The organism is Proteus alimentorum (assembly GCF_002607735.1).
Classification (GTDB): Bacteria; Pseudomonadota; Gammaproteobacteria; order Enterobacterales; family Enterobacteriaceae; genus Proteus; species Proteus alimentorum.
On the sequence record NZ_NBVR01000012.1, the window covers coordinates 1 to 10,721 of the forward strand.

At 37.9% G+C, this 10,721-nt stretch carries 15 protein-coding genes, 1 tRNA gene and 2 pseudogenes; all 18 read right to left on the reverse strand.

Annotated features, from left to right (window positions below; genetic code table 11):
- Positions 1–91: 91 nt before the first annotated feature.
- Positions 92–1,834, reverse strand: a complete 1,743-nt coding sequence (locus B6258_RS01780; RefSeq protein ID WP_099073838.1) for a terminase large subunit — start codon at positions 1,832–1,834, stop codon at positions 92–94.
- Positions 1,788–1,985 (reverse strand): annotated as a pseudogene (locus B6258_RS18595) (P27 family phage terminase small subunit); the annotation flags it as partial. The pseudogene B6258_RS18595 and the gene B6258_RS01780, both read right to left, overlap by 47 nt.
- A gap of 3 nt (positions 1,986–1,988) precedes the next feature.
- A pseudogene (locus B6258_RS01790) lies at positions 1,989–2,387 on the reverse strand (phage terminase small subunit P27 family); the annotation flags it as partial.
- Positions 2,388–2,504: 117 nt separating this feature from the next.
- The gene (locus tag B6258_RS01795; RefSeq protein WP_099073839.1) at positions 2,505–2,843 is read right to left on the reverse strand and encodes an HNH endonuclease; all 339 of its coding nucleotides are present in this window, start codon (positions 2,841–2,843) and stop codon (positions 2,505–2,507) included.
- Positions 2,840–3,247 carry a hypothetical protein gene (locus B6258_RS01800; RefSeq protein WP_099073840.1) on the reverse strand — a complete coding sequence of 136 codons (408 nt, stop codon included), beginning with the start codon at positions 3,245–3,247 and terminating at the stop codon, positions 2,840–2,842. The genes B6258_RS01795 and B6258_RS01800 overlap by 4 nt, the downstream gene beginning before the upstream one ends.
- An 80-nt stretch (positions 3,248–3,327) precedes the next feature.
- Positions 3,328–3,840, reverse strand: coding sequence for a KilA-N domain-containing protein (locus B6258_RS01805; protein WP_099073841.1), 513 nt, complete (start codon positions 3,838–3,840; stop codon positions 3,328–3,330).
- Between the two features lie 333 nt (positions 3,841–4,173).
- Positions 4,174–4,308: a hypothetical protein gene (locus B6258_RS18430; RefSeq protein WP_276307757.1), complete on the reverse strand. Its 135-nt coding sequence runs from the start codon at positions 4,306–4,308 to the stop codon at positions 4,174–4,176.
- 1,344 nt (positions 4,309–5,652) lie between these two features.
- Positions 5,653–6,006, reverse strand: a complete 354-nt coding sequence (locus B6258_RS01810; RefSeq protein WP_099073842.1) for a hypothetical protein — start codon at positions 6,004–6,006, stop codon at positions 5,653–5,655.
- A gap of 600 nt (positions 6,007–6,606) precedes the next feature.
- Positions 6,607–7,068, reverse strand: a complete 462-nt coding sequence (locus B6258_RS01815; RefSeq protein ID WP_099073843.1) for a lysis protein — start codon at positions 7,066–7,068, stop codon at positions 6,607–6,609.
- A gap of 2 nt (positions 7,069–7,070) precedes the next feature.
- Entirely contained in the window at positions 7,071–7,229 is a 159-nt protein-coding gene (locus tag B6258_RS17995) for a hypothetical protein (protein ID WP_004244729.1), read from the reverse strand.
- Entirely contained in the window at positions 7,211–7,681 is a 471-nt protein-coding gene (locus tag B6258_RS01820) for a lysozyme (RefSeq protein ID WP_099073844.1), read from the reverse strand. The genes B6258_RS17995 and B6258_RS01820 overlap by 19 nt, the downstream gene beginning before the upstream one ends.
- Complete coding sequence (locus B6258_RS01825; protein ID WP_046334538.1) at positions 7,681–7,950, reverse strand: phage holin family protein; 270 nt, start codon at positions 7,948–7,950, stop codon at positions 7,681–7,683. The genes B6258_RS01820 and B6258_RS01825 overlap by 1 nt, the downstream gene beginning before the upstream one ends.
- 65 nt (positions 7,951–8,015) lie before the next feature.
- Positions 8,016–8,438, reverse strand: coding sequence for a hypothetical protein (locus tag B6258_RS01830; RefSeq protein ID WP_099073845.1), 423 nt, complete (start codon positions 8,436–8,438; stop codon positions 8,016–8,018).
- 91 nt (positions 8,439–8,529) lie between these two features.
- Positions 8,530–8,605: transfer RNA gene (locus B6258_RS01835), tRNA-Ile, on the reverse strand.
- 93 nt (positions 8,606–8,698) lie between these two features.
- On the reverse strand, positions 8,699–8,890 hold the full coding sequence (locus B6258_RS01840) for a hypothetical protein (RefSeq protein ID WP_099073846.1): 192 nt from the start codon (positions 8,888–8,890) through the stop codon (positions 8,699–8,701).
- Positions 8,891–9,056: 166 nt separating this feature from the next.
- Positions 9,057–9,596: a hypothetical protein gene (locus tag B6258_RS01845; RefSeq protein WP_099073847.1), complete on the reverse strand. Its 540-nt coding sequence runs from the start codon at positions 9,594–9,596 to the stop codon at positions 9,057–9,059.
- A gap of 289 nt (positions 9,597–9,885) precedes the next feature.
- On the reverse strand, positions 9,886–10,269 hold the full coding sequence (locus B6258_RS01850) for an antiterminator Q family protein (RefSeq protein ID WP_099073848.1): 384 nt from the start codon (positions 10,267–10,269) through the stop codon (positions 9,886–9,888).
- Between the two features lie 27 nt (positions 10,270–10,296).
- Positions 10,297–10,721 (reverse strand): DUF968 domain-containing protein (locus B6258_RS01855; protein WP_129586839.1); only part of this gene is annotated, 425 nt, incomplete at its 5' end.

Consider the following 10,721-nt stretch of genomic DNA (forward strand, 5'->3'; position numbering starts at 1 on the left):
CCCAAAAGGCGCCATCAGTTAAACTAATGGGTATCCCCATCCAATTGAGGATCGCCGATTTTATTCGGCTCTTTTTTTTCACGTTACGCATTTAGATCCCCACAATAATTGGGTTATCAAAGAAACCATCAATATCCCCTTCATCCTCGAATTCCCCTTCAGAAGCCCCAATCGCCATTGCAGAGGCCACCACTCCATCAATTCGACCCGTGCTTTTTTTCTTGGCAAAGACGCGGTTATCTTTTTGGTCAGCCTCAAGCACAGCGGATGCGGCATTCCATCTCAAACAAGGATTGGCGTGGATCTCAATCTTCTTGTCATCAATGAGCTGTTCAAACAGTTCGATAGAGTGTGGCATCCACAGCCCTGAATCTTTGGCTTTGTAAAATCCTTGTCCATGTTGGATTAAGGGAACCGTCACCCCCACTTCATCGAGTTTGGGTACAAGGTATTTAATGCGATAAGGGTCAAAGGCAATGGCTCTCATGTTGACGTGCATCGCCATCTCAGCAATGCGTTCTGCCACAAATTCATACCTTACCGCATTCCCTGGCGTGGTATGCATAAAGCCTTGCCTTACCCATAAGTCGTAAGGCACTCGGTCGGTTTTTGCTCTATCCAATAAGGTGTCTTTGGGTGTCCAAAATTCGACATAAAGACGTTTAAGGCGAGGAAAATACAAGGCTAATGCCGTTAAATCTTTGGTTCCCGATAAATCTAATCCGCCATAACACTCTTCACCTTGAAGATCATCGAAGGTGAACGTGTTTTCACACTGCATCCATGTTTCACTGTTAATCCACGGATTATCGGCATCCACCCACTGACAAAAATTAAGCCGACGCACAATGCTTTCTTTCGCGGGCATACCTCGGGCTTGTGTCACTTGCTCGCGTAAATAGCGATCAGAAAAGGTGTAGCCCAATGACGGATTGGCTTTCCCCCAGCAAGATTCATCCTTAAAGGGATCATCGCCCTCATCCAGTGAGCAAATATAGGAAAAGAAACTGTCGTCTTCGATAGTGCCTTCGGCGACTTTTCGACCGTATTCATGGTAGTCATAACACACACTGGTTTTATCATGGCCACTGTTGGTGATCATAAATATCAAGGCTTGCCGCCGACCTTTTGTGCCCGCTCGCATCATCTCGACGGCGGTATTATTTTTATGCTCATGAATTTCATCTATCAGCGCACAATGGGGGCGAGGCCCTGATTGCCCATCATCTGAGCTAATTGGGCGAAAGAATGAACTTGTTTTCAAATAAGCCAAGTTCCACTCTTTGCCTGTTCCGCCTGACTTGGTGATCCGCTGGCTTAATGCAGGAGATTGATCAACCATCGCCACCGCATCACGAAACAAAATCATGGCTTGGTCTTTTTTTGTGGCTGCCGCATACACTTCAGCACGCGGTTCACTGTCGGCGACTAAACAATACAACCCAACGCCACCTGCCATCGGGGATTTTCCTGAACCTTTACCTGATTCAACGTACACCATGCGAAATCGGCGTGTGCCGTCTGTCATTTTCCAGCCAAAAATAGAGCCAATCACAAAGCATTGCCAAGGCAATAAAATAAACGGTTTCCCTTCATGCTCCCCGCCATTGAGCTTTAAGACTTTCGCGAAAAAGTCGATCACCCTTTTGACAGCCTCAACATCCCAGACTAATCCCCGTTGCTCGGCTTCATTTAAGTCTTTGAGATGACGTGCACATGCATGACGAATATCAGGCCCCGCTAAGATTTTGCCTTGATGCACGTCTTGCGCGTATTGCGTTGCCGGATCAACCGAAATATTGGTTGAGCGGATCTTCCTCTTCTTCTCCACCATCCATCTTCACCTTCGAACGAGCGGCGGGGGTTAAACCAAACTCGACTAAATAACTTTTAAAAAGACCGTCTTTTTTGTCCAACATGGCAACCGCTGGATTCGCTTTAATTAAAAAATCCCCTAATTGCGTTTTTGTGGTGTATGTCTTACCTTNGGCGGGGGTTAAACCAAACTCGACTAAATAACTTTTAAAAAGACCGTCTTTTTTGTCCAACATGGCAACCGCTGGATTCGCTTTAATTAAAAAATCCCCTAATTGCGTTTTTGTGGTGTATGTCTTACCTTCAATGGCAATGGTGTCTCGCAATTGAAGAATATCGGCGTAGATATCACACAGCCGTTCTAATGCCAGCGTGTCAGCCACGGTTAAAACGCCCATCCCATCGAGTATTAAGGTTAATTTTGCCCACGCCATTTTCCCCCAATCCGTTAAATGTTCGGGTGGGCTTGGAATTTCACGTTTGGGTTGGGGTTCTTTATCGTTGAGTTTTCGTTTTCCCGGATTACCGGTGACCACCTTCAAGTGGGTCGGTTTCGGGCGTCTTCCTGCCATCGGAACCTCCCAGAAAAAAACTTTTCATTTCGCGGTTGTGCACACAAATGAGGGCGCTAGGTAATCAGGGCGAGAGTGTTTGAACTTTTACCCCGCCCCCACCCTGTATTCATGGTGTTATTGATGCCAATGAGAATTGGGATCGAGTGGAATGCCATCCGCATTACAGCCAATGACTTTGCCACTCTTTTCGATACGTTGTTTGGTCGAGTTATGATGCAGTTCGCATAAGCTTTGAAAGTTATTTTTATCCCAGAATAAAGCTTGGGCTTTTGCGATACGTTCTTTATTGCCTGATTGAAGTGCTTCTTTAAGACGATGCGGAATAATGTGGTCAACCACTGTGGCAGCAGTAATGCGCCCTTGTTCTTGGCACATAACACAAAGTGGATGTTCATTAAGAAATGCTAATCGCACCTTTGCCCACCGACCACCATAGACATTGCGTTTTTTCATGGTTTATTTCTGACGACATCAGTTTCTATTGATGATTGCTTATTGCAGGTAATAATTCCTTTGAATATAGCGTCACTAGACGTACTAAAATCTAAAGAATTATCACTACTAATAACATAATGTTCATAATCAGCCTTATCCGCCCATTGATTATGAGTGGTTGCTAGTGTGATGATAGTTTGATTTATCTCATGTATTTTTTTTAGCAATTTAGCTGGCTTATCAATACTATTTAAATCGATGATTTTTGTGTTTCTTGGATCTGTATAAGGAAATTGCCCTGAATGACAAATCGCTATGAATTCTTTATATAGGTTGCTTCTCTCTTCAATTAGCTGCGATATTTCTTTTTGCAAGTAAACACAATGACCTATTGCCTCATAATTAATCTGTTTGTTTGACATAATAAACTCCAATAAAAAGCCATTAGGGCCTATTCATCGTTAGATATTAATTAAATCAGCATCCTCAATTTAAATGATCGCTATTCAATACCAGGAATATAGATTTGAGCTTCTTTAAGAATTCGTTCCCTCGCTGTTAGTAGTAACTGCTTTCTACCACCAACTCCCCAGTTAGCCATCGTTCTTGCACAGTTACTTATATTTTTAGTTTCAGTATTGATTACATGATCTAACTTGTTCAACTTAGCCATGATATCTAACCCTTTTCTCGTAGCATCCTTAAAGGTGTTATATACGAGAATTTCAAACTCAGGCTTTAGCCAAGCTGCGTATCTAATAACAACCAATTCTAATGCCCACACACCATGATTAAGCCCACCGTTAATGACTTTGACCGCAGTGCATTTTTGCATTGCGCTTAATTTTTCTACAAATGTCTTAACCTGTTTGCTTCTCAAAAATTGACTTGGCTTTTGATTCTCTCTGGCTTCGCCATTTGCCACGGCTGAGGCATGTAAATCATTTAGGTTATATCTTCCTTTGTCATCAACGCGAACAGATACACCATTAATACTTACTCTTGGATATTGCATAACGTATTACCTTCATTTGAAATGAACCCTCGTTCACATAGAAAATCAGCCCGTCGAAGCTCGCCAGCTATAACTGACTTTCTCGAAGGCTCATATCAAAGTGATTGGATTCGACGTTTGTGAATTGCTCTGTGAATGAGCGATGTAATGCGTATAAAAAAAGCCACCAGCGATTAACTGATGGCTATCTGTATACACAACTCAATGAATGATGTTTGTAGATGATGTCTCTCCATCGTCACGCCCCTTCTTCTACCTACAGCTGACGTTGCTGATAATGACCGAAAAATAACAAAACGGCGGTATTCGTTGTTTTTGATTTCTCTTACATACTCAATGTGAGGAGAACATGTCATCGTTAATGTAATAAGAACAGCGACAACGCGACGCTACATATAAAATAGCAGCTAACTGCATACCCAATGTGCCTTGATACAATTCACCTTTATCAATGCACTTTTGCCACATAGCTTAATACCTTTATAAATCATGCCATCAACTAGCATTTTTAAAAATACGCACAATCTTTGTGATCCGGCTTCTTTTTCATTTAACTATTGATGCAACATGAAAATTGGTTACGATAATACCTATCTTCATTATAAACCTAGACAGATATGATATTTTAGATATTGCACAAGAATCATACAAAAAATTATTTATAAATTAATAATTTAAGTTTACGAATCAAAATTTATCAGTTAATATTTTTCTTGATGATATGTTAATTATAACGCCGTTTTTCGCCTCTCTCCCGAGGCGTTTTTTTATTCATAAAGTAGCCTTTACATTCTATTCTCTGTTACCTGATATTTTTTGGCACTGAATCTACTCAATGAAAAAATAAACAAGTTATCACAGATAATTCTTAACCATAAAACCTCATAAATAACGATTTCTAACCCAATATTTTTAGTGTCCATTAAAAATCATAAGGCTACTTATCTAATCTTTGATCTAAACACTAGAAACATATTAAGCAAGTATATATGCTTAGCAACTTATACAACGTATAAGTTACTTCTATCTATGAGACTTAGTGTCTTCCTTTGGGCACACTGATTAGACTCTGTATTTTAGCTTTATTGTCACCCCTGTAATTATCCTAGCTTACAGGGGATTTTTTTCTAAACAATTTGCTAAACTCAAATTAGTAATTATACTTAAAAAAGTTATGCATAATAGTATCGCTATATTTATCATTAAATTGATATTTTGTTCTACTTAGCCTTTCGTTCATATAGATATGAAGGGCTTTTCTTATTAAAAGTAGCACTAAATATCAAATTCAACAATAATATTAGTATCCCCTCATTTACTAATCAGCAGCTATAAAGATAAAGCTTGTTTATAATATCTTTCAATTAAAAAGCCACCAGCAATCAAAACTGATGGAGATTATGTTGGATATTTCTTATCTTCCTTTCTCTATAACTAGCATTGCTTGTTATGCCCCAAATAGCAACGTAGTGATATTCGTAGAGAATATCTGATAACAACTGTATGTTAAACAATCAAAATACAATATTTTTCTTGGCATCATGCAGAAATAACAGTACAATTGACACATGTTTATTGTTGCTTCATTTCAGCCGCCCTGTGAACTCAAACTCATGGGGCTTTTTTTATTCCATATCTAACTTTCTAAAGACAACTAATCAAAAATAAGGTTGATATGTTTATCTGAGTTATACTTTATTAACATCACTATACTTATAGTGATTAGTAATTTGAGTATTTCAGTCCATTTTATATAACTCAATTTCAGACATTTATATCCAATATAATTTATAAAATGCTAAAATATTCTTTCTATTTTAATAAAGATAACACAACATCCTCATATTTTTTACCCATAGGTGAATATTCTCCCATATCACAAACATCAAACTCCTCTTTCAAAGAATCATAAATAATACTTGCAAACATATCACAATCCACCATTCTCTCATCTTTTGTAAGTTCATAAATTAAATGATAATGTTGAAGTAACTCAGTATCAAACCTAGGGTTAAAAGATAATGGTATTTGATCACCTTCACTGTTTACTTTATTTCTATTGTTATGCATTAAAAGATAAACATTATCAAACGCTATATCCTCTTTCGCTGCAACACATGCAACATAAGATTCATATGTTGCCGTTGTAACTAGAGTTCTTTCCATTAATGCCTGAGTATTAATTGATAAGGATAACAGAGTAATAATAATTAATATTTTATTTATCATTTTCATAAAAATAATTTATAGTATTTTCTATTACTTTTAGGATAACATCATTATTAAATAATCCAAATATTTCTCAATGAAATTATAATCCCTATCATTTCATCATATAAAATTCATTTTAATCATAATATCAATGTATAAAAATTTATATTTTTAAAACTCGATCACCGCATATAACATTAATCTTCATAACCAAATTAAATAAAAATAATTTTATCTTACTTCCAATCATACAGAGATATCCCATTTAATTTTTTAATAATTTAACCTTTTATTGTGGTAATTTAGATTAATTCGTTTATTTATATGACAATTGATGATATCTTAAGAGAAGATCATAATATTGATTAATATCCTTTCCTGTTTAGCCCATTTCTTATATTGGGCTTTTTTCTTGAATGCTTTCATTCCTCTTAATTTTTCCTTAACAATTCAAACTAGATACTAGAAATTTATTAAACAGATAAATATACTACATATCGTCATAATTCATTTTTATAACTTTTTATTCGCGCTCTATACCATGAGCGCATTTTTTTATTCTAAGCATTCATGTTTGATATAATCCTGTAACCCAAGAATCACTCGTTCTGACTCTGCAATTCGCTCTCTGAGTAACCAATAATTTCGGATAGCGGTGTCTGTAGGTCGGGCGGTGGTTGCATAAGCCAAGCTGGTGGAGGGAGTGGTTTTGACTTTGGGACACTCGGCTTTGATGTACACCCGCTCAGGATGACGCTCGCTAATATCACGCAAGCGACTAATTTCATTCTTGGCATTCGCTAACTCCTGCGTATATTGAATATCCAGTTGGTTTAACCGCATTATGCGTGCTTGATAATCAGTATTAATAGACTTCTGTTCTTCGAGAGCTACTGTCAGTTTTTTGTTGGTATCTGTCAGTGAATTAATCCTATTAGCTTGCCAATTAACCAGCCAATAGCCTCCCACAATGATGCCTACCATCGTAATAACGGCATAGAGTTTCCCGTATTTCATGATTAGTACCGATGATGTGAGAGAGCTATCTGACAGCGCTTTTCTAAACTAACTTGGTCTTTAGTACATGAGTTATCAATCAAGAGATAAATGCCACCAGCGACTGTAATGAGTAATGCAAGGATAAAGCTGATAATGATGATTAAAGGTTTCCATGACATAGTGCTGACTCCGCCTCTCGACGACTGACAAGCCCTCGCCAAACCTTTCCACCCGCATATACCCAACGTTTTATTTCTTCACAGGCACCCGCTCTATCACCGGCGTTTAGCTTCTTGAGTAATGTTGAGCGAGAAAATGCGGTGGCACCCACATTAAAAGCAAAGGAATATAAAGCGGCTTTGGTGTAGTCATCGAGTGGTACTTTGATTAATGCATCGACTTGCTGTTGTGTCTTAATAAAATCGTTTTGTAATAACGCATCACATTCTTGTTGTGTATATGTTTTACCGTGAATAATGTCTTTGCCTGTATGCCCATAACAAACTGTTAGAACACCCGCCACATCACGATAAGGTTCATAACGTACACCTTCAAAATGGGCAATGACAACTAACGCGATTGCTGTGGCTCCTGCTGTTGTTAGCGCCGCTATTTTCTGTTTGAGAGACATTAAATATCCTTTGGCGCTTTCACCATTAATTCAGCAAGCCTTTTTAGGGTTTCAGTTGGGTTTTGTGGGTCAACATGACGAACAAGCTCTTCAAATAATTGAGTGCGTTTTCGCTGTTCTCTTCGAGTCATAAAATAAGTGGCTAAACCTAGAACCATGCTGAACGCCATCCCGATAACAAATCCCCATTCATATAATGAGAGGCTGGCAAAAAATGCCGTTAAGCCTGCGGTTCCGTAAGTAACATTGGTTAATTTTTCCATACGCATAGTCACCCCCAAAGGAGTGTCCGTTGATGATGAGTGTGAGAGAGTTAAAAGTGAAACGATAAAAATTAGGCGGGCATTGATACTTTAAGTGCCTTTAATAAACCTTCAGGCAACTGTTCTTCCAGTGACGCATTAGAAACAATCACAAGACCATACATAGATATCCATGTATTCGTTTGTTGTAAGTGTCCCTTAATAAATTGCTTCGCTTTCTCTAACAAATAAACACAACTCTCTTGTGTGTTTTTACGCCAATAGGATTCAATCGCCACCAGCAATGGAGCACCAGCATCACTAATTTTTTGCAAGCCGATTCGATATTGCTTTTTACCTGCGGGAGACGTTGTGCAAATTAATTGTGTCAGTTGTTGAGTTTCACCATCAGCCGTATGGATATTCGCCGTTAAAATGATAGAGGTGTTCTTTTCACTGTCTGTTTTTGAAGCATAGTGAAGACTAAACTGTAATTCGTTTATCTCTTTTGACATAACATTTACCGATTTATTTAATTACTAAGGTGCCGACTCACAGCTCTTGTGTGAACGGTATAAATGGATGTTGATTCTGTGGTGGCGTATTTGGTACACCGAGATGGGACTTGAACCCACAACCAAGCAATTATGAGCGGCCTACTCTACCATTGAGCTACTGGTGCAAATAAAAAAAGCCACGCATTGCGCAGCCTTTTACTTTTGAATTAATTTAGCTTAAAGAATATACTCGAGCTATTCGAGATTTTGATTCACAACTAGCAACACAGTGCTTTGGCATAGTCATCTGTTGGCGCATTTAGTTGGCTAACTAAGTTTGGCACTCGTCTTTCTAGCATTTCAATTTGAGACCAGCTTGTACCAAATTGTTCCATGGGAGTTTTATCATTTGCAAACAATTCGGCTACTAAAGCTTCAGCTTGTGCCTCTAATGTTTTCAGGTAATTCATTTTATCTCCTATGGTACTTAATATGCTTAAGTTCTAATATATTTTAATATTCTAAATGATTATGGTGGATGTTAATAAGCTTAAACGTTTAAAACGACAATTTATTAGTACAAAATGCTACTTCATTCTTCTTGGCTCAAGACCTTTTACAAAACTTTACATACAATTAAGCTTGCTGATACTTAAAAATCATAGCCTCTGTGTAACCATCATAGCTAGCAGTGTAATCAAATCCACACTCTTTATAGTAACGCTTTGCGTCTTCAACAGGGCTAACTATTGCTAGTTGCTTAACTGGCAACCCATTTTTACGAAGCATCATACCATATGCCGCGTAACTATCAATTGTCAACCCTAGCATCTGATGATCGAGATCAGCGTGCGCATCAACTCGTTTTTCAATCCACGATATTTCCAGAGATTCTAGTTTCTTTTTGTAGCCACCAAATGCATATCCAACTGGCTCCCCTCGATAGTATACTACAAGTTTTATCGGGTGCTCTTGCTCTATGTTAAGTAGAGTACCACTTTTTACTGAAGCTTTCCATTTTAGCTTCCCTTCTTTTTGTAGGGTATCAAGGTCCTCAATAATTAAGTCTGAAGGGTATTCTATACGCAATGACTTATGAGGGTACTTATCTCTCAACATCTTGGCTACATTATCAAAAATGAATTCCTGCGTAGCTTTTATTTTATTCTTATCCACAAATCCACCATATATTGATAAAATCAATTATCAATAATACTATATATAGAATAACATTGTAAATGATTAACTAGATTAATATCTTCCCTGTATTCCCATCCTCAGTATTTAAGGTTTCATTCTGACAATATATTCATACTTAGCACAATAACATCGAATTTGCGTGGCACACTAATGCTTTTATTTAAATGCACGTTAAATGCAAAAAAACCGTATTGCGAGGTTCATAAGTTAGTTGACCTTGATGTCAGTCTTATCACAATATCACTTATTTTACGTACGTAAAGTTTTATATAGCTTTTTCCACATACCGGTCCATCTCTAATGGAATATCTAGCATCATTAACATACCTTCTATTATTCCTTCCGCCTTTTGCAATTTTTTACCTATATGTCCATCAGAACAGTTGTGCTTGTTAGCCAGTTGCATAAATGTCATTCCGAATAAATAATAATCAAGCAATAAGTCATGCATATCACTGCTTTTTTTATTTAATTGAGCCATGCAACTAGAAATAATCATTGCATCATCTTCACAGCATTGAGGACGAGCTTTAACCTTGCTTGGTATTAATCCACTAAATCCCGCAGCAATCGAATACCATTGAACCGACTCAGTATTATCAGCACACCACGCTCCCCAACGTGATAAAACTTCCTGTATATCTCTCATGCTAATACTCCCGGCTCTGTACACACGTTAAACCAATGCCCTCACTCCTAATGAGCGGTTTAAAAAAGAAAATAATAATTCGAGTTGATTGCCATAAGTGGCTTCCCATTGTTTTGGATCACGATGCAACTCATCATGGTGTTGCCGACATAATGGAATAGTGAATAAGTCATGAACTTTCGTTCCCATACCTCCCATACCATGGCCGATAATGTGATGTGGATCGTCAGCTTGTTGTCCGCAAACACAACAAGGCTGTATTTTCACCCATTGAAGCCATTGGGAATTCTCCCAACGTTGTATTTTAGGTTTCAAAAGGAATGACGCTAGTGGCTCAGGATCGATAGCAACTTTTGTGACTGGTCTTATCGTGTCTAATCGTTCATTCATTGTTGATAGTGCTGTTACATTGCTTGGAATAATATCTGCTTCAGGAAAACCACCATGTACCC

What these genes read in the sequence shown, in the direction of transcription:
- B6258_RS01805 (WP_099073841.1), bottom strand. Translation starts at nt 3,840, where the DNA reads ATGCAATATCCAAGAGTAAGTATTAATGGTGTATCTGTTCGCGTTGAT.
- B6258_RS01780 (WP_099073838.1), bottom strand. Translation starts at nt 1,834, where the DNA reads ATGGTGGAGAAGAAGAGGAAGATCCGCTCAACCAATATTTCGGTTGAT.
- B6258_RS18430 (WP_276307757.1), bottom strand. Translation starts at nt 4,308, where the DNA reads ATGTGGCAAAAGTGCATTGATAAAGGTGAATTGTATCAAGGCACATTG.
- B6258_RS01840 (WP_099073846.1), bottom strand. Translation starts at nt 8,890, where the DNA reads ATGAATTACCTGAAAACATTAGAGGCACAAGCTGAAGCTTTAGTAGCC.
- B6258_RS01795 (WP_099073839.1), bottom strand. Translation starts at nt 2,843, where the DNA reads ATGAAAAAACGCAATGTCTATGGTGGTCGGTGGGCAAAGGTGCGATTA.
- B6258_RS01825 (WP_046334538.1), bottom strand. Translation starts at nt 7,950, where the DNA reads ATGCGTATGGAAAAATTAACCAATGTTACTTACGGAACCGCAGGCTTA.
- B6258_RS01820 (WP_099073844.1), bottom strand. Translation starts at nt 7,681, where the DNA reads ATGTCTCTCAAACAGAAAATAGCGGCGCTAACAACAGCAGGAGCCACA.
- B6258_RS01850 (WP_099073848.1), bottom strand. Translation starts at nt 10,269, where the DNA reads ATGAGAGATATACAGGAAGTTTTATCACGTTGGGGAGCGTGGTGTGCT.
- B6258_RS01830 (WP_099073845.1), bottom strand. Translation starts at nt 8,438, where the DNA reads ATGTCAAAAGAGATAAACGAATTACAGTTTAGTCTTCACTATGCTTCA.
- B6258_RS01815 (WP_099073843.1), bottom strand. Translation starts at nt 7,068, where the DNA reads ATGAAATACGGGAAACTCTATGCCGTTATTACGATGGTAGGCATCATT.
- B6258_RS01810 (WP_099073842.1), bottom strand. Translation starts at nt 6,006, where the DNA reads ATGGAAAGAACTCTAGTTACAACGGCAACATATGAATCTTATGTTGCA.
- B6258_RS01800 (WP_099073840.1), bottom strand. Translation starts at nt 3,247, where the DNA reads ATGTCAAACAAACAGATTAATTATGAGGCAATAGGTCATTGTGTTTAC.
- B6258_RS17995 (WP_004244729.1), bottom strand. Translation starts at nt 7,229, where the DNA reads ATGTCATGGAAACCTTTAATCATCATTATCAGCTTTATCCTTGCATTA.